This window comes from Desulfovibrio sp. UIB00 (assembly GCF_022508225.1).
GTDB lineage: Bacteria > Desulfobacterota > Desulfovibrionia > Desulfovibrionales > Desulfovibrionaceae > Desulfovibrio.
In genome coordinates this window covers 1-16,351 of record NZ_JAETXJ010000006.1, presented here as the reverse complement: position 1 = coordinate 16,351, position 16,351 = coordinate 1, and the positions used below count along the sequence as shown (strand labels likewise).

The 16,351-nt window shown below is 58.0% G+C and carries 18 protein-coding genes and 1 other RNA gene; 10 read left to right on the top strand and 9 right to left on the bottom strand.

Going from position 1 to position 16,351, the window contains the following annotated elements; genetic code table 11:
• Positions 1 to 13 precede the first annotated feature (13 nt).
• From gluQRS to JMF94_RS10380, 7 genes are all read right to left on the bottom strand, one after another.
• Entirely contained in the window at positions 14 to 1,003 is a 990-nt protein-coding gene (gene gluQRS / locus JMF94_RS10410) for a tRNA glutamyl-Q(34) synthetase GluQRS (protein WP_240825031.1), read from the bottom strand.
• A 4-nt stretch (positions 1,004 to 1,007) separates the two neighbouring features.
• On the bottom strand, positions 1,008 to 1,520 hold the full coding sequence (locus JMF94_RS10405; protein WP_276612905.1) for a rhodanese family protein: 513 nt from the start codon (positions 1,518 to 1,520) through the stop codon (positions 1,008 to 1,010).
• A 19-nt stretch (positions 1,521 to 1,539) separates the two neighbouring features.
• The gene (locus JMF94_RS10400) at positions 1,540 to 2,709 is read right to left on the bottom strand and encodes a C40 family peptidase (RefSeq protein ID WP_240825029.1); all 1,170 of its coding nucleotides are present in this window, start codon (positions 2,707 to 2,709) and stop codon (positions 1,540 to 1,542) included.
• 88 nt (positions 2,710 to 2,797) lie between these two features.
• Positions 2,798 to 3,193 carry a flagellar basal body rod C-terminal domain-containing protein gene (locus JMF94_RS10395; RefSeq protein ID WP_240825028.1) on the bottom strand — a complete coding sequence of 132 codons (396 nt, stop codon included), beginning with the start codon at positions 3,191 to 3,193 and terminating at the stop codon, positions 2,798 to 2,800.
• Positions 3,194 to 3,376: 183 nt separating this feature from the next.
• Entirely contained in the window at positions 3,377 to 4,156 is a 780-nt protein-coding gene (folE2, locus tag JMF94_RS10390; RefSeq protein WP_022657494.1) for a GTP cyclohydrolase FolE2, read from the bottom strand.
• Positions 4,156 to 4,572, bottom strand: coding sequence for a nickel-responsive transcriptional regulator NikR (gene nikR, locus JMF94_RS10385; RefSeq protein ID WP_233483062.1), 417 nt, complete (start codon positions 4,570 to 4,572; stop codon positions 4,156 to 4,158). The genes folE2 and nikR overlap by 1 nt, the downstream gene beginning before the upstream one ends.
• 57 nt (positions 4,573 to 4,629) lie before the next feature.
• Positions 4,630 to 5,340 (bottom strand): 50S ribosomal protein L11 methyltransferase, encoded by a 711-nt coding sequence (locus JMF94_RS10380; RefSeq protein WP_240825027.1) that lies wholly within the window; start codon positions 5,338 to 5,340, stop codon positions 4,630 to 4,632.
• Positions 5,341 to 5,586: 246 nt separating this feature from the next.
• On the opposite strand from JMF94_RS10380, the gene ilvA reads away from it, so the two are divergent.
• The gene (gene ilvA / locus JMF94_RS10375) at positions 5,587 to 7,122 is read left to right on the top strand and encodes a threonine ammonia-lyase, biosynthetic (RefSeq protein WP_240825026.1); all 1,536 of its coding nucleotides are present in this window, start codon (positions 5,587 to 5,589) and stop codon (positions 7,120 to 7,122) included.
• Positions 7,123 to 7,234: 112 nt separating this feature from the next.
• On the opposite strand, the gene JMF94_RS10370 is transcribed toward ilvA, so the two are convergent.
• Positions 7,235 to 7,735, bottom strand: a complete 501-nt coding sequence (locus JMF94_RS10370; RefSeq protein WP_240825025.1) for a protoporphyrinogen oxidase — start codon at positions 7,733 to 7,735, stop codon at positions 7,235 to 7,237.
• Positions 7,736 to 7,812: 77 nt separating this feature from the next.
• The gene (locus JMF94_RS10365; protein ID WP_240825024.1) at positions 7,813 to 8,754 is read right to left on the bottom strand and encodes a spidroin-2; all 942 of its coding nucleotides are present in this window, start codon (positions 8,752 to 8,754) and stop codon (positions 7,813 to 7,815) included.
• A gap of 136 nt (positions 8,755 to 8,890) precedes the next feature.
• On the opposite strand from JMF94_RS10365, the gene JMF94_RS10360 reads away from it, so the two are divergent.
• From JMF94_RS10360 to JMF94_RS10320, 9 genes are all read left to right on the top strand, one after another.
• Positions 8,891 to 9,475: a manganese efflux pump MntP family protein gene (locus tag JMF94_RS10360; protein ID WP_240825023.1), complete on the top strand. Its 585-nt coding sequence runs from the start codon at positions 8,891 to 8,893 to the stop codon at positions 9,473 to 9,475.
• Positions 9,476 to 9,519: 44 nt separating this feature from the next.
• Positions 9,520 to 9,930: an OsmC family protein gene (locus JMF94_RS10355; RefSeq protein ID WP_240825022.1), complete on the top strand. Its 411-nt coding sequence runs from the start codon at positions 9,520 to 9,522 to the stop codon at positions 9,928 to 9,930.
• A 99-nt stretch (positions 9,931 to 10,029) separates the two neighbouring features.
• Positions 10,030 to 11,175 (top strand): glycosyltransferase, encoded by a 1,146-nt coding sequence (locus tag JMF94_RS10350; protein WP_240825021.1) that lies wholly within the window; start codon positions 10,030 to 10,032, stop codon positions 11,173 to 11,175.
• Between the two features lie 87 nt (positions 11,176 to 11,262).
• Entirely contained in the window at positions 11,263 to 12,618 is a 1,356-nt protein-coding gene (gene glmU / locus JMF94_RS10345; RefSeq protein WP_240825020.1) for a bifunctional UDP-N-acetylglucosamine diphosphorylase/glucosamine-1-phosphate N-acetyltransferase GlmU, read from the top strand.
• A gap of 132 nt (positions 12,619 to 12,750) precedes the next feature.
• Entirely contained in the window at positions 12,751 to 12,996 is a 246-nt protein-coding gene (gene zapB / locus JMF94_RS10340) for a cell division protein ZapB (RefSeq protein WP_215647360.1), read from the top strand.
• A 6-nt stretch (positions 12,997 to 13,002) separates the two neighbouring features.
• The gene (locus JMF94_RS10335) at positions 13,003 to 13,275 is read left to right on the top strand and encodes a cell division protein ZapA (protein WP_022657505.1); all 273 of its coding nucleotides are present in this window, start codon (positions 13,003 to 13,005) and stop codon (positions 13,273 to 13,275) included.
• Positions 13,276 to 13,287: 12 nt separating this feature from the next.
• Positions 13,288 to 13,471, top strand: a non-coding RNA gene (ssrS, locus tag JMF94_RS10330) — 6S RNA.
• Between the two features lie 211 nt (positions 13,472 to 13,682).
• Positions 13,683 to 15,242: a ribonuclease Y gene (rny, locus tag JMF94_RS10325; RefSeq protein ID WP_240825019.1), complete on the top strand. Its 1,560-nt coding sequence runs from the start codon at positions 13,683 to 13,685 to the stop codon at positions 15,240 to 15,242.
• A 256-nt stretch (positions 15,243 to 15,498) separates the two neighbouring features.
• The gene (locus JMF94_RS10320) at positions 15,499 to 15,957 is read left to right on the top strand and encodes a TRIC cation channel family protein (protein WP_240825018.1); all 459 of its coding nucleotides are present in this window, start codon (positions 15,499 to 15,501) and stop codon (positions 15,955 to 15,957) included.
• Positions 15,958 to 16,351: the final 394 nt, after the last annotated feature.

The window sequence follows — 16,351 nt, the reverse complement described above, 5'->3', positions numbered from 1 at the left end:
ATTCAAATGGCCGTCAGGCCACAAGCGCGCGTAGCATCTCGCGCCCAAGGCGGATATCATCGCCATCAAGGCGCGAAAGCGAAAAATACGGTATCAGTTCCGCAGGGCTGGCGGCAGTGCCGCCGGGATTGCACCCGGCAAGCGCGCCGAGCAATCCGGTTATTCTGCGGGGGTCTGCGCCCATTTGCCGCAGGTTGCGCAGCGCGAGGCTCTGGTGCCTTTTGGCAAGGCGCTCGCCTTCGTCATCCAGAAGCAGCGGCACATGCGCATAAGCGGGTGCACCATAGCCCAGGAGCTTGAGAAGAGCAATCTGTCTCGGTGTTGAAATGAGGATGTCGCGCCCGCGCACCACCTGATTTATGCCCATGAGCGCATCGTCCACGGCCACGGCAAGCTGATAGGCCACAACGCCGTCAGAGCGACGCAGGGCAAAGTCGCCCCCGCAGTCTGCCAGCGTGAGCGATCGCGGCCCAAAAACAGTATCGGTGAAATTGACGGACCCGTCCGGGCAGCGCAGACGCAGGCAGGGGCGGCGGCCTGACTCCAGCAATGCCTGCCGCTGCGCCTGATTCAGGCTGCGGCAAGTGCCAGGGTAGGGCGCTCCAGCATCATCAACATGCGGCGCACCTGCCATGCTGCGCAATTCCTTGCGCGTGCAAAAGCACGGATACGTCAGGCCTGCACTTTCAAGCTGCGCAATGGCCGCCGCATAGTGCTGGCTCCTGCGGCTTTGCTCAAACGGCCCCAGACATCCGCCAGCCGGTTCCGGCTTGTCCGGGCCATAATCCCAATCCAGGCCAAGCCATGTCAGGTCTTCAATGAGGGCTGCGGAGTATTCGGGGCGTGAGCGCTGCGGATCAATATCTTCAATGCGCAGAACCACCTCGCCAGAGCTGGCCCGGGCGGCAAGCCATGCGAGCAGAAAGGCCCAGGCATTGCCAAGATGGATATAGCCGGTAGGGCTGGGAGCCAGCCTGCCGCGAATAACAGGCGCGGCGTGCATAAAACTATTTTTTGTTCCAGGGCATGGCCGAAAGCAGTATGCCCAGACCGCAAAAGCCAGTCACGCCTGCAAACACGAGCCCAGCGCCCACAAAGGCCGAAAGCCACAGCATTGAGGGCCACGCCAGGGAGCCGAGAACGCCAGCCAGCACCAGCCCGCCAGCGCCAATCTGAATCTGTCGAAAAATGGGCAGCGTCTGTTTGGAGGTTTCCACAGGCAGCCCCTGTTTGGCCCAGGCGCTGACGCCGCCTTCCATCTGCCATGCGGGGCCTGCCGCAAGTTTTTGCAGCAGGTCGCTGTTCTTGGTGGTGCGGTTGCCGGAATTGCAGGTAAATATGATGGGGAGTTCAGCGGTGGCGGGGCGCAGATCCATCCACGAAATGACCGAAAGGGGGGCCGCTTCGGCACCGGGAACACGCAATGCCGCGAGTTCGTCCGCTTCACGCACATCCACAAGGCGAGCCTTGTTATCCTGCAGCATCTTCAGTGCTTCTGCAGGAGAAATATTAGGAAGCATCAATTATGTCCTATGAATTCTAATCCCGGTTTTTGGCGGGAGTTTTTTTGCTCTTGCCATCGTCAGACTTGGAAGAAGCCACCTTGCCATCGCTCTTGTCCTTCTTGCCGGATTCAGACTTGGTGGATTCGTGCTTGGTCGATTCGCCCTTGGAGGCGCTGGACTTGGAAGAGCCAGACTTGCTGTCGCTCTTGGCGGCTTCAGATTTGTGGCTTTCCGTCTTGCGCGCTTCAGCCTTGGGGGCGTCAGATTTGCGGGCCTCGCTCTTGCGTTCGGACTTTTCAGCTTCAGCTCGGGAAGAACTGGATTTGGACGAAGATGCACTGCTCTTTTTGTCCGACTTGTCTTCCTTGACGGATGCCTTGCTTGAAGACCTGGAGGACGACTTGTCAGCCTTTTCCACCTCGATCTTGCGGGTGGAGTGCTTTTTGTCCAGACTGGCCACTTCCACAAACTGCTCGCGCGATTTGGAAGGATTTTTATCCTTGGAGCGGTCTTTGTCTTTTTCCTTGCCGCGATCCTTGCTGCTCTTTCTGTGGTCGTCGTTGCTGGCAACGCTGGAGCGGGAGGAGGGCTTGTGGCTGCGATAAATATCGCGCACGGCCTTTTCTTCCGCGTAGTCGTTCAGGCGGGTCTGGGCTTCGGCCACAAGATTTTCGGTGCCGTCCATCTTGACGCGCCGGGCGCCGAGGAATGTGCCTTTGAAATAGGGGTCGTCCAGTGAGTTGACACGGACGGTGGTGCGGCGGTGGGGGCTGTGGATGAACTTGCCGTCGCCCACATAGATGCCGGTGTGATAGCCCCGGCGGGGGTGGCGGAAGGCGACAATATCGCCAACCTGCATCTCTTCCACATTATTGATGCGCTTACCCACAACGGACTGTTCACGGGCGGTGCGCGGCAGGCTCACGCCCACGCTTTTGTATGCCCAGCAGACAAATCCCGAGCAGTCAAATCCTCCCGGCGACATGCCGCCGGGAACATATGGGGTGCCGATGGCAGACCGTGCCTTGCGCAAAAGCTGCTGGCTGCCCTGCTGCTCGTTGTTGTCAAAAGCAGCTTCATAAGAACGGCGAAAACGCTGTTCCGCTTGTGTGCTGTAGTCACCACGCTGGTTGTTTTTTACTGCGCAGCCAAAGGTCATGGCGCAAGCCAGAGTCAGCGCACACAGTTTCAGGCATCTACCCATCGGCACTCCGTGTGGGTTGCGCCGCAGCACAAAGGCAACGGCGGGTCACGCAAAAAAAACGGGAATAACCCCGTTTGTCTGTAGTTGGTCAAGCCTTGATGTCTAAAAGCGTACCCAGCATGGTATCACTGGTGCGCACTACCTGCGCGTTTGCCTCATAGGCGTGCTGGGTGGAGATCATCTGAGTGAATTCCCGCGCAAGATCCGTACCGCTGGGTGCGGATGCTTCCAGGGGAATACCGGAAGTGACATCAAGAACGGCGTTGGCGGCATTCCAGTCCGAGCTGGGGCCGACTTTTGATCCCGCGTCTTTCAGCGCGGCTTCAAAACTAACGCCTTGATCGTTGGCATTGCTGGAGTAGACGGCACGGCGCGGCTCAAAACCAGCCGTACTGACGTTGGCTACATTATGCGCTGTAACAGCCGTGCCCCACGAAAAGGCATTCAAGGCTGATGCGCCGATCTGTAGGCTACTGCTACTCATCATTCACACCTTACGGCTTAACTAGCACAAGTATTACCCGAATACAAAAACTTTTTTTTGGCCCGGTTGGCGGGTGGTTGGGGTTTTTTGCAATCAAGGGGCGAGGCGGCTTTTCAGAGTATTATCGCGTACTCAGAACATGCTGCCGCAAGGCGCCAGTGTAATCAGCGTCAGCACGGCATGTCAGCGAACAGAGAGATCGCGTTCAATGCGGGCAAAGGCATTGTGGTTGTGGATGGATTCCATGCTCTCCACCTCAACGCTGAACCACTCCACCTGCCCGTGGGCCGTGAGCTTTTGCGCCACGTTGCGCACCACATCCTCCACAAAGGTGGGGCGGGCAAAGGCGCTCTCTGTGACGAATTTTTCATCCTCGCGCTTGAGCAGGGTGTAGACGGCGGACGAGCCGGATTCTTCGGCAATATCGATGAAATCTTCAAGCCACGAAAAAGCCCGCATGCGCAAACGCATACGCACCATGGCCCGCTGGCTGTGCGCGCCCTCGCGGCTGATGGCCTTGGAGCAGGGGCAGACAGTCATAACCGGAACATCGGTTTCAAGAACGAACGACTGGCCCTTGTCGTCCAGCTCGCCGGTGAGGCGGCATTCGTAGGCAACCGTGGCCGGGCTGCCCGAGGCAGGGGCCTTTTTGACAATAAAATAGGGAAAACAGAACCGGGCATAGGCCCGCCGCGCGCCAAGCCGTTCCTTGATATTGACCAGCAGCCGCCGCACGGACTGATAGCTGATCTCATCGTTCCATTGCTCCAGAGCCTCAACAAAGCGGCTCATGTGGGTACCCTTAAAGGATGAAGGCAAGTCCACCCCAAGGTCTACGGTAGCCACGGTCTGTTGCGTCCCCTGGCAGCGGTCGCGCACCAGCAGGGGCAGCTTCAGCTCGCGAACACCCACGCGGTCAATATTCAGGGCAACCTGCGGGGCGTGGCTCTGTACGTCTTCCATTATGCCAGATCCTGTCCTGTAGTAGTAGCGGTAAAAGTGCCGTGCTTGACGCCTCGGCAGGAGATCAGTTTGTCGGCAAGGGCGCGCAATCGTTTGGGTTCGCCCTTAAGCACAAGCACCTCAAGGCAGTTGTAGTGATCCAGATGCACGTGAAGCGTGGTGACAATAAGATCGTGGTCGTCGTGCTGGATGGCCATGAGCCGACGGGCCAGATCGTTTTTGTGGTGGTCATACACCAGGGTGAGCGTGCCCGCGCCGGAAGCGTCGTTGCTCCAGCGTTCCTCCACCAGCGCCTTGCGGATAAGGTCGCGTATGGCTTCAGAACGGTTGGGATAGCTTTTGCGTTTGCACAGCTGGTCAAAAGGTTCCAGCAGATCTTCATCCAAAGAAACGCCGAAGCGCGCCAGGTTTCCCATGGTATTTCCCGTATGGCCCATAAGGGCTGATTGCTGTGGTTGAAGAACGCCCCGAACTCAGGCCCGGCGGCTGATTTCCCAAACGTGTACGGTAACGGGCACTGGCTGGGCGTAAAGGGGATCCACTGTTTCGTGATACACCCGTCTGCCTTGCCAGCCGCCGTTTTGCAGCGCGTGCAGAAAAGCATCGTACACTGTGCGGCCCGGCTCCGCCACCCATGCCGCGCCATCAGGGGCAAGGGCATGGTCAAGGAAGCGCAGCACCGGAGCCACAAAACGTTTTTCATACATGATATCGCCGCCCCAGATGCGGTGCATGCTCTGCGCCCGCACGGCGGGCCGCCGCCAGTCCATGACTGTCCACAACGGTTGCGGCACTTCGTTGATATCGGCGTTACGGGCCGCAAAGTGCAGGGCGGCTTCCTCATAGTCCATGGCAGTCATTTTTGCGCCAAGCCATTGGCCCACCATGGCGGTGAGGCCCAGGCCGCAGCCGATATCCAGACAGGGCTGCCCGGCAATGTATTGCCGTTGCTGCGCAAGCCAGCCCGCCAGGGCAACGCTTGAAGGCCAGAGTTCCGTCCAGTAGGGCAGGCGCTCATCGTCAAAATCATCGGGCGAGGCCGTCATGGCGTCCCAAAGCTGCTCAAGGTCGGCGGCCCGGGTGAGCCGCCACAGGCGGCCTGCGGCGCGCACTGAAATGTGCGGCGTGTATTCGGTCAGGCCGTGGGTTTCAGATTGGGAAAATTCGGAAGTTGGTTCGGTCATTCGGCAAGCATAGCGCAATGGCCTGTAGCTGTACAGATACGCAACAGTGGGGCAAGCCGTGAGCCGATGTGCCCTGCCGCGTGAAAAAAACATGGCAGAAACAGAATTTCGGCCCATAACGCAGCGCGAAGTTTAAAAAGTAAGCACTTGAGAAGCATTTCTTGCAGGTATATAAAGATTGGCCTCACAAAATGCGTTTTTCGACCGCAAGGGCGGCCATGCGCGAAGCCCCGCAAGGACATTTTCATGGACAAGCACAGCGAATACCTGAACCGTATCCTTTTGAGCCGCGTGTACGACGTGGCGGTAGAAACCCCTCTGGACGAGGCGGTCAGTCTTTCGCGCCGCACCGGCAATAATATTTTGCTCAAGCGCGAAGACCTCCAGCCTGTTTTTTCCTTCAAGATTAGAGGCGCCTACAACAAGATGGCGCATCTTTCCAAGGAAGAGCTGCGCAGGGGCATTATTACCGCCTCGGCTGGCAATCACGCTCAGGGCGTTGCCCTTGGCGCGCGCAGGCTGGGGTGCGAGGCTACCATCGTCATGCCCGTGACCACGCCCGCCATCAAGGTCGAGGCTGTGAAGCGGTTGGGTGGTCAGGTTGTGCTTTCCGGGGAGTCTTTCAGCGATGCCTGGAAGCATACGCTTGACCTGATTCAGGAAACCGGCTGCGTGTATATTCCGCCCTTTGACGACCCGGATGTCATCGCAGGGCAGGGCACCATCGGCATGGAAATTCTGCGCCAGCACCCCGGCGATATACACGCCGTGTTTGTCCCCATCGGCGGGGGCGGCATGGCGGCGGGCGTCGCGGCCTACATCAAGAACCTGCGGCCTGAAATCCGCGTCATCGGCGTGGAGCCTGTGGATTCCGATGCCATGCGGCGTTCCGTAATGGCCGGGCAGCGGGTGGAACTGCACGATGTGGGCCTGTTTGCCGACGGCGTGGCCGTCAAGCTGGTGGGTGAAGAAACTTTTGTTCTGTGCCGCGACCTGCTTGACGACATCATCACCGTTGAAACGGACGCCATCTGCGGTGCCATCAAGGATATTTTTGAAGACACCCGCGTTGTGGCCGAGCCTGCGGGCGCGCTCGCTCTGGCTGGCCTGCGGGCCTATGCCAAGGCGGGGGATCTGCATGATGCCACCCTGGTAGCCATTGTGAGCGGCGCAAATATGAACTTTGACCGTCTGAGCCACGTGGTTGACCGCGCGGAAATAGGCGCTCAGCGTGAAGCCCTGCTGGCAGTGACCATCCCCGAAACCGTGGGCAGCTTCCGGCAGTTGTGCGCCTCTTTTGGCAGCCGCAACATTACGGAACTCTGCACCCGGTATTCAGACCCGGTAAAGGCCAGAGTACTGGTGGGCATCAAGATCAACGGGCGCGATGATGTGGCCCAGGTGCTGAAAGAACTGCGGGGCAAGGGCTTTGAGGCCATTGACCTTACGGATAACGAACTTGCCAAGGTGCATGTGCGGCATCTGGTGGGCGGCAACGCGCCCCAGATTCTGCACGAGCGTTTGCTGCGTTTCACCTTCCCCGAACGCCCCGGCGCGCTGCTGGACTTTATGGACGCCATGCGCGTGGATTTCAGCATTTCGCTGTTCCAGTACCGCTATCACGGCGCGGATTTTGGCCGCGTGCTTGTGGGATTTGAAGCGCCCGATGAAAAGAAGGAAGCTTTTGAGGATTTTCTCAAACGCGTTGAAGCCATGGGCTATCCCCATGTGGAAGAATCCAACAACGATGCCTACAAGATGTTTCTGGGCTGGCACGAATAAGCCCGCCTGAAGCGGAATAAATGTAAAACACCGGCTGCCCTGCAAAGGACAGCCGGTGTTTTACATTACGGCCTGTTGAGCAAAAGCCGCGTCAACTATGTGCAGAGTCTGTTTACTGGCCGAGCAGCTTGCGCGTTTCGGGGGTGAGGCCTTTGAGACTGGCAAAAACAGCCTCGGCTCCACGCTGGTCAGGATCCTGAACAATGGCAATAATGACCTTGTCCTCCGTGGCGTTGACCTTGGTTACGCCGGGGACGGGAAAGGCCTGGCTGCGCAGTTCGCCGTTAAACGTCCAGAACGGCCCCTGCGGGCGGGGCTGGGAAGCGTTGGCTTGAAGAGGGGCCAGTTTGTTGGCAAGGGATGCGCTGTCGTCATTTTGCGTATTGGGCAGAACAAAAATGCTGATGAGCGCGGCGTAGTCGTCTTTCTTTTCGTTGGAAAGGCCCAGAATCAGCATGCATTCATCGGGATTGCCCGATTTGAAGCCCATTTTTTCTTCGCCGTCCCAGCCCTGGGGCAGGTCGGCACTAAAAAGCGTAAACGAGCGCGGTTCAGCCTGTGCTGTAACCGTCAGGCAGAGCATGAGAAGGGACAGAAAAAATAAAGTCCGCATGGGAACCTCCGGGTTGCGGAAAAATCAAATCCGTATGTGCAGTTGGGTATACGCGCAGCCCGTGTGCGGGGCAAGCATCAGCGCCCGAGCGCCAAAAGGAACGGAAAACTCGCGCCCAGCACAAGCAGCAGAAGCCCAAGAACGTTGAGCCAGTAAAATTTGCGGGGGGCGCGCAGAACAAACAGGGCCACCCAGCAGGCAATGGCGAGGGTCATGGGCACAAGGCCCATTGCCTGTTCCGCCAGACCTTGCGGCAAGGGCCCCTGACGCAGAGAAAAGCCGATCACAAGCCCCCATCGGTCAATGCAGCGGGGGATAAAGCCCACCATGGCCCACAGGGCGCACCAGCGGGCAGCGCGCTGCTCGTCTGCCAGCGTGAATGCGGCTCCGCCGTTGCGGGCCACAAGGGAAAGGATGATCAGCGCAACACTGCCCGCTGGGGCCAATGCGGTAAAGTAGTCGTGCAAGGTTTTGGGAAGCACGGCCAGAACCACATCCCCCATGCTCAGCCCTTGCGGCAGGCCGGAAAAGGGCCAGTTGGGCAAAACCTGCGCGGCAAAAAAGCAGAGGGCCGCCAGCAGCGCAAGGCCGACACGCAGGCCGATCTGCCCCGGCTGCCAGTAATCCTGCGCAGCTTGCGGCACGGGGGCAGCGCGGTCAGCCGCAAGATACAGCAGCAGGCTGATTATGCCAGCCAGCCAGGCGGCAACCGCCGTTGTGTAGGGCAGCATGGCGGGCATCCACAAGGATACGCCTTCAAACATGTGTTCCGTGCTGCGTACGCTTGCCAGCAGGGCAAGAACACTGCCTGCGGCCAGCAGCGGGCCAAGAACAGCCAGCCCCGCAGCGCAGCGGGCGAGGGTGCGCGCGCCATAGGCGCTGAGCCTGGCCTGTCCGCGTCTGCCGGTGGCCAGGGTGAGAGCAACAATAATGGGCATGGCCGAAGCGGCGCTTGCGCCCAGGGTCAGAACAGCGGCAATCCATTGCCAGCAGAAAAGCCAAGAAGGAATAGTTTGCATACCCAGCCTTGTATCCCGAGGCCGTGTCAGCCGCAAGCGAAAGACCTCTCTTGCTCCTGAGCGGCCCTTGCCCTATAGTTCACGCCACTCTGCAATCAATTTGGGCGGTCATGGCGCACCGCAGCATGGGGTTTTTATGTCGTTTTTTGCTGTTCTGCTTCTGGCCGTTGCTCTTTCCATGGATGCTTTTGCCGTTGCTCTGGCTTCGGGCTGCGCCCTGCGCGCGCCGCAGGCGCGCCATTACTTCCGCCTTTCTGCGGCATTCGGTTTTTTTCAGTTCGCCATGCCGGTGGTGGGGTGGTATCTGGGTATTACCGTGCGTTCTTATATGGAAGCGTGGGATCACTGGATCGCCTTTGCCCTGCTGGGCTGGATAGGCGGCAAGATGGTATTTTCGGGGTTTTCGGCCCTACGGGCGAGTTCCTCCTGTCCGCGCCCTTCGGTGGATCCCACTGCGGGGCGCAACCTGCTGGTGCTGAGCGTTGCCACAAGCATAGACGCCCTGGCCGTGGGGCTTTCTTTTGCAATTCTGGGAACTTCTGTCTGGAGCCCGGCCCTGATGATCGGTCTGGTGTGCGCGGTCATCACCGCTGTGGGCGTGTATCTGGGCAAGGCGCTGGCCAACCTCTGCGCGGTCAACGGCTGGGCGGAACTGCTGGGCGGGCTGACCTTGCTGGCTATTGCCTGTAACACGCTGCGCGAGCATAATGTTTTTGGTTAATCATCCATAACTGCCGTTTGACCGGCAAAACCGCAGGAGTTGCCATGGCTACCGTCAGTGCAAAATATCTTGGGGATCTGCGCGTGGAGTGCGTCCACAACCAGAGCGGCACAAAGATCATCACGGACGCCCCCTCGGACAATCAGGGGCTGGGCGCGGCTTTTTCGCCCACCGACCTGTGCGCCACAGCCCTTGGAGCCTGCGCCATGACCATTATTGGCATTTATGCAAAGACGCATGGCGTGGACGTGACCGGCACAGAGATGGAGATCAGCAAAACCATGAGCGCCGACCCGCGTCGCATCGGCAAGATTGAAGTGACCTTCAAAATGCCCGACCGCGAATATTCCGCAAAGGAAAAGGCGGTAATTGAGCGCTGCACACAAAGCTGCCCCGTGCACCACACCCTGCACCCCGATGTGGAGCAGGTGTTTACCTTTATTTGGAAGAACTGAAATCGGCGTGCGGGGGTGCTGAAAGGCGCGCCTTGAATCTGCTTGGTGCGCGTTATCAGCACTCCTGCATGGTGCTTACCCGGCATAACAGGACATCGCATGACTCCTCCACCATTGGTTTCAGTAATAATCCCCAGCTATAATTACGCCGATTTCCTTCCTCACGCTGTTTCCAGCTTGCTGCAACAGCGCTGCCCGCAGGTGGAAGTGGAAGTGATTGTGGTGGATGATGGCTCAACGGACAACACCGCTGAGGTTGCCCGTTCTTTTGGGCCGGATGTGCATTATATCTATCAGGAAAACCAAGGACTTTCCGCAGCCAGGAACGCTGGACTGCGTGCAGCGCGCGGTGATTTCATCGCCTTTCTTGACGCGGATGACCTTCATACAAAGGGATTGCTGGCGAGCCAGCTGAAAGCTTTTGCCGTTCAGCCTGAAATTGATATTGTCATCTGTCGCTGTCTGGATTTTTCAGAAGGCGTAAATGGGCAGATCGATGGGTTGTGGTCGCTGGTCAACAGCCATTGGGATGTGCATGCATGTAATGCCAATCTTGCTCCTGTGCATTGCTATATGGTGCGAACAGATATTGTGCGGCATGCTGGTTATTTTGATCAAAGTCTAAAATCCTGTGAAGATCAGGATTACTGGTTGCGTTGCTACGGTCTGGGGGCCAAAGTGGGCATAAATACAGATGGTGTGGTGCTTTACCGCAAGCATGGCGGCGGGATGACGGAAAACCGCGCCCGTATGTATCACCATGACTCACTTATGCACGAAAAGGTTGGCCGTATGCTGGCCGAGCTGCCGGAGTTCCCCTTGCAGGCCAAGTGCGCAGGCTGGCTGGCCCATGCCGCCGGCTGCCTTGTTTCTGCCGGATATCTCTGCGAGCTTGATCCTGAGCGTTCACGGGCCATGCAGGCTTTTTTTACAAAGGCAGTGCTCGCAGCCGCGCCGCTGTTCAGCCACAGTGTGCCGCGCAATGATACGGGCAACCTGCGCTATGTTCAGGATTATTACGGGGGGCGGTGCCTGCGCCTCGCCAATTGGTCTGGCCTGCAACTGACGCCCGCAGCCGCAAAGGCTGTGATGGTGCTCAAGCGCATGTTTCCCCGCATGGCCGATCTTTCTTCAGATGCGCTGAATGCGCGCCTGCACAGCACCTATGCCAGACTTTGCGTGATTGGCCTGCCGTCGCACGAGCACGGGGTAAACACCCAAACAGCGCCGCGCAACGCAGATTAACTCTGCGGTCTTGCTGTTTGGCCCGCAAGAGGCTATTGGTCTGCCTGCACAGATTCCCGCCATATGTGGCGAACGAAGGAGATATCCATGCCGAAGAACGCGGCTTTGATTCTTGCAGCGGGCAAGGGAACCCGCATGCACTCGGACAGGCCCAAGGTGCTGCAAACGCTGCTGGGCGAGCCAATGCTTGCCTGCGTCATTGAGGCTCTGCGCCCTGTTTTTGCGGAAGACGTCTGGATTGTGGCCGGGCATCGCGCCGAAATGGTGCAGGCCGCCTTTCCTGATGCCCGCTTTGTGCTGCAGGAGCAGCAGCTTGGCACAGGCCACGCTCTTATTCAGGCTCTGCCCGCACTGACCGAAGCCGGTTGCACCCATTTGCTGGTGGTCAACGGCGATGCGCCCCTGCTTTCGGAATCTCTGGTTCGTTCTTTTCTTGCCGAGGCCGTTGGCGCTGACCTGGCCTTTGCCACCATTGAGCTGGACAACCCCGGCGCGTATGGCCGGGTGGTGCGCCAGCAGGGCAAGGTCAAGGCCATTGTGGAAGCCAAGGATTATGATTCCTCGCTTTACGGGCCGCCCTCCAACGAGGTCAACGCGGGCATGTACTATTGCAGCCTTGGTGCGGTGCAAAGCCTTTTGCCACACCTGAACAACAGCAACAAGAGCGGCGAATATTACATTACAGACCTCATCGGCCTCGCCGTTGCGGAAAAATACGAAGTTCTCGGCATCCAGTGCGGCCGCGATGATTCGCTCATGGGCGTGAATTCGCCGCTTGAGCTTTCCCGCATGGAAGAAACCCTGCGCGCCCGTATTGTTGATGATCTGCTTGCTTCGGGCGTTATCGTACATGCGCCGGGATCGGTGCGTGTGGGGCCTCTGGCGCAGGTTGAACCCGGCGTGGAATTGACGGGGCCGTGCGAAATTTATGGGCGCACCAGCATCAGCCGTGGGGCCAGCGTTGCCTCGCACTGCGTAGTGCGCGACTGCGTGATCTCAAATAATGCAGAGATCCGCTCCTTCTCCCATCTGGAAAAAGCCCGCGTGGGCGCATCCGCATTGGTGGGGCCCTTTGCCCGCCTGCGGCCCGGCGCGGTGCTTGAAGAGCAGTCGCATGTAGGCAATTTTGTGGAGCTTAAAAAGACCCACCTTGGCAAAGGCGCCAAGGCTAATCACCTTACCTATCTTGGCGATGCCGAAATAGGCGAGGGCACCAACATCGGCGCGGGCACAATTACCTGCAACTACGATGGAAAGCACAAGTTCCAGACCAAAATCGGCCGCTATGCCTTTATTGGCAGCAATACCGCCCTGGTTGCCCCTGTGACCGTGGGCGACGACGCCCTTGTGGGGGCAGGATCGGTCATTACCCGCGACGTGCCCAACGGCGAGCTTGCCATTGCCCGCGAAAAGCAGAAAAATCTGCCCCGCAGGAATAAATAAACGGCCCTGGCGGCCTGTGCCGCAAGGGTTTAGGCTTTTTGCAGCCCGCGTCGGCACAGGTCGGCGCGGGTATTTTTTCGCCCGAGCGTATCCATTCTTGCCAAGGTCATGTCGCAGTGTTATCTACAAATCATGGAACTTTTGGAGCAGCTTGAATCGCAGGTTGAGGCGCTTTTGGCCCGACTTGACCGCCTCAAGGCGGAAAACGCGAAAATCAGTGCGGAGTCTGCCGACGTGGCAGCCAGAAATGACGCACTTGATGAAGAAAACCAAAAGCTGCGCGAAGCTCTTGAAAACGAAGAAACGCTGCGTACTGAGGCGCTGAATCGCATTGACGCCTTGCTGCGCAGGATTCAGGAGCACGACAGCGTCGAGTAGGTTTTTGTGAACCAGGATACTATCAACCTCACCGTTCTTGGGCTGAGCATTGCATTCAAGCCTGGAGCCGACATGCGGCGCGTACAGGAAGCCGTGCGGCTGGTGGAGGAACGGTTCGCAGACCAGAAGCTGAGGTTCCACGGAGGGCAGACCAAGGACATTCTGCTGACTTTTATGGCCCTTGGACTGGCGGATGATTTGTTGCAATCGCAGAAAGAGCAGGCGGACGTGCAGAATCGCGTCTCAACCTTGCTTTCAAAAATAGAGGAGTCCTCTTAGGCTCCTTTGGGCGCTTCCCTGGGACGCGCGTGATTTATGCCTCGGTGCTAACCTGACAAGAATATAATAGGGAGCCGTCACTGTCTTTGTGTGTGCACGCCCGGCAAGACCGGGAAGCCCGGAAAGGACATACAGGCGCCCGACCTGGTTATCCAGGTTCTGTACCGCAAGCATGACACGGCGCTCCGGGGAACGCGCCTTCTTTTGACGTATCTGGCTGCCATTCTTAGCAGCCGGTGCTTTTGCGCAGTTCATTCCTGACCGTCAATCGGTATCCAGCCAGGGTTTCAGCAGCCCCTTTGGGCTCATTTTGCTACGGCGTGCGGCAGTTTTGCCGCTTGCCGGTGTTCGTCGGCCCGCGCCTCTTGGCGCAGGGTCCGTATTGATAAAAGAGAGAGGCTGGATTCATGGATCCATTGTTCATTGCAGCGCTTGTAGCTGCGGCGCTGCTGGGGGTTGCGCTGGGGGTGTTTGCGCACAAGCGTTCTGCCGCAAAACGTGTGGGCGACGCCGAAGATCTGGCGAAGCGTATAGTTGCGGAAGCGCGCAAAGAGGCGCAGGCCCAGAAAAAAGAGATATTGCTTCAGGGCCAGGACGATCTGTTCAATCAGAAGCGGGAACTTGAAAACGAATTCAAGGAACGTGAGCGCGAGGTCAAGGCCCGCGAACGCAAACTTGAAGAAATGGGCGGTCGCCTTGAGGAAAAGCTTGAAAAAGCAACCACAAGAGAACATGAACTGCTGACTTCAGAGAAGGATCTGGCCCGCAAGGAACGCCAGCTTGCTGAATCTGAAATGTTTTTGCAGACCCGTATTGAAGAGCAGGAACAGCGGCTTTCTGAAATTGCAGGGCTCACCGCTGATGAGGCAAAGGTCCGGCTTTTTGGCGAAATTGAAGCCAAAACCCGGCACGAATCGGCGCGCATGATCCGCCAGATTGAAATGGAAGCGCGCGAAACTGCCGACCGCAAAGCCAAAGAAATCCTCTGTAATGTCATCCAGCGCTATGCGGGCGACTACGTCAACGAGCAGACCGTGACCGCTGTGACCCTTCCGAGCGAAGACATGAAGGGCCGCATCATCGGGCGCGAAGGTCGCAACATCCGCGCGCTCGAGGCTGCCACAGGTGTGGATCTTATTATAGATGATACGCCTGAAACCGTTATTCTTTCAGCTTACAGCCCCTTGCGCCGCCAGGTTGCCAAAATGGCGCTTGAGCGCTTGATCCAGGATGGTCGCATTCACCCTGCCCGCATTGAAGACATTGTGCAGAAGTGTGAGCAGGAACTGGACACCCAGGTGCGCGAAGTGGGCGAGCAGGCCACTTTTGACGCGGGCGTTCACGGTATCCATCCGGAAATTGTCCGTTTGCTCGGGCAGTTGCGTTACCGTACCTCGTTTACCCAAAACGTGCTCCAGCACTCTCTTGAAGTTTCGGCCTTGTGCGGCATGATGGCCGCCGAGCTCGGCATGGACGTCAAAAAAGCCAAGCGGGCTGGCCTGTTGCACGACATAGGCAAGGCCGTTGACCATGAGGTGGAAGGCCCGCACGCCCTTATCGGCGCCGACCTCGCCAAAAAGTACAACGAAAGCCAGGAGATCATCCACGCCATTGCAGCCCACCATGAAGACCAGCGCCCCTCAACGGCCTTGGCAGTGCTGGTGCAGGCGGCTGACTCCATCTCCGGCGCGCGCCCTGGCGCACGTAAAGAGCTGCTTGAAAACTATGTGAAGCGGCTTGAAGATCTGGAAGGCATTGCCACCAGCTTTGATGGCGTCAGCAAGGCATACGCCATTCAGGCTGGCCGTGAGATTCGCGTTATGGTCAACTCCGACATGGTTGATGACGACACCACGTATATTCTCTGCAAGGATATAGCTGAAAAGATTGAGAAAAATCTGACCTACCCCGGTCAGATCCGTGTGACGGTCATTCGTGAACGCCGGGCAGTGGGGCTGGCCAAGTAGAGCAGAAGCTTTGAAACAGGCGCTCATCGTGGGCAAAACCCGCTGTGCCTGTTCGCGGTAATGATTGGCAGGCAAATCCTTGCCAGAGCATTTCACGACGAAATGATTTGGCGTTCAGGTGCAGCGTATGCAGAACCTCCCCTTATTTGTGTTAGACTTGGCGGCCAGCTTCGTGCTGGCCGCTGCCGCATCTTGCCGGGCGCGCTCTACGGGCGCACATTTCAGCGGTGCTGCCGTTCTTGCCTGTCTGGCTGGGATGGCAGCACCGCTTGCTCGTGATGGGCTGCTCGGCTACGGCGCCATTACCCTCAATCAGGGGGAGTATCTCGCTGCGTGCGTAAGCGGCGGCATTGCCGGTATCATTATAGGGCAAAGCAGCCGGGCCTGGTTGGCCTTTTACTGGTTGGATGCCCTGGGGCTGGCACTTGGGGCTGGCATAGGAACCGTAAAGGGCGTGATGGCCGGGCTTGGCCCTACGGGTAGTATATTGGTTGGAATACTGGGTGGGCTTGTGGGCGGCATTGCTCGAGACCTCTGCCTCGGGGATATGGCCCGTGCCGTGGAGGAAGAACTGTACGCTACGGCAGCCGCCTTTGGCGGTATGCTGGCACTGACCGTGATGCTGTTGACGAATCTGGATCCTTGGCAGTGCGCGCTGTGCGGGGCGCTGCTGGTGATTGCCTTGCGAGGGGTGAAAAAAGTCAAAATCGTCTGAAACGTCGGCGAGTTCGGCAAATGGTTGCGAAAAAACGGCACTACAGCTTGACTCTGTGGCGCCGTTTCGCTATTTTTAACTTCCGTTGCACGAGCAACCCATGCTTTTTGTGGTTAATTTACGAAAAGCTGAAATAAAGGTTGACTTGCGGAACGGGGAGGAGCATAACCGCTCCTCGCGACAAGGGAAAAACGGTCCACGGAAACGCAAGCGAAAAGAATTTTCGCGGAAACGAAAATAACGGTTGACTCCTGACGCGAAGGGGAGCATAAACGCTCCTCGCGATTGAAGAAAACGACTGGCTTCACGGTGAAACGAAAGTTTCACGAAATGAAAAAAAAGTTGTTGACTTTGAAAGCAAAGGGGAGCATAAACGCTCCTCGCGCCTTGAGAA

Bases quoted from the DNA above. Each gene is read 5' to 3' on its own strand.
- gluQRS (WP_240825031.1), bottom strand. From the start codon at position 1,003: ATGCACGCCGCGCCTGTTATTCGCGGCAGGCTGGCTCCCAGCCCTACC.
- JMF94_RS10405 (WP_276612905.1), bottom strand. From the start codon at position 1,520: ATGCTTCCTAATATTTCTCCTGCAGAAGCACTGAAGATGCTGCAGGAT.
- JMF94_RS10400 (WP_240825029.1), bottom strand. From the start codon at position 2,709: ATGGGTAGATGCCTGAAACTGTGTGCGCTGACTCTGGCTTGCGCCATG.
- JMF94_RS10395 (WP_240825028.1), bottom strand. From the start codon at position 3,193: ATGAGTAGCAGTAGCCTACAGATCGGCGCATCAGCCTTGAATGCCTTT.
- folE2 (WP_022657494.1), bottom strand. From the start codon at position 4,156: ATGGAAGACGTACAGAGCCACGCCCCGCAGGTTGCCCTGAATATTGAC.
- nikR (WP_233483062.1), bottom strand. From the start codon at position 4,572: ATGGGAAACCTGGCGCGCTTCGGCGTTTCTTTGGATGAAGATCTGCTG.
- JMF94_RS10380 (WP_240825027.1), bottom strand. From the start codon at position 5,340: ATGACCGAACCAACTTCCGAATTTTCCCAATCTGAAACCCACGGCCTG.
- ilvA (WP_240825026.1), top strand. From the start codon at position 5,587: ATGGACAAGCACAGCGAATACCTGAACCGTATCCTTTTGAGCCGCGTG.
- JMF94_RS10370 (WP_240825025.1), bottom strand. From the start codon at position 7,735: ATGCGGACTTTATTTTTTCTGTCCCTTCTCATGCTCTGCCTGACGGTT.
- JMF94_RS10365 (WP_240825024.1), bottom strand. From the start codon at position 8,754: ATGCAAACTATTCCTTCTTGGCTTTTCTGCTGGCAATGGATTGCCGCT.
- JMF94_RS10360 (WP_240825023.1), top strand. From the start codon at position 8,891: ATGTCGTTTTTTGCTGTTCTGCTTCTGGCCGTTGCTCTTTCCATGGAT.
- JMF94_RS10355 (WP_240825022.1), top strand. From the start codon at position 9,520: ATGGCTACCGTCAGTGCAAAATATCTTGGGGATCTGCGCGTGGAGTGC.
- JMF94_RS10350 (WP_240825021.1), top strand. From the start codon at position 10,030: ATGACTCCTCCACCATTGGTTTCAGTAATAATCCCCAGCTATAATTAC.
- glmU (WP_240825020.1), top strand. From the start codon at position 11,263: ATGCCGAAGAACGCGGCTTTGATTCTTGCAGCGGGCAAGGGAACCCGC.
- zapB (WP_215647360.1), top strand. From the start codon at position 12,751: ATGGAACTTTTGGAGCAGCTTGAATCGCAGGTTGAGGCGCTTTTGGCC.
- rny (WP_240825019.1), top strand. From the start codon at position 13,683: ATGGATCCATTGTTCATTGCAGCGCTTGTAGCTGCGGCGCTGCTGGGG.
- JMF94_RS10320 (WP_240825018.1), top strand. From the start codon at position 15,499: ATGGCAGCACCGCTTGCTCGTGATGGGCTGCTCGGCTACGGCGCCATT.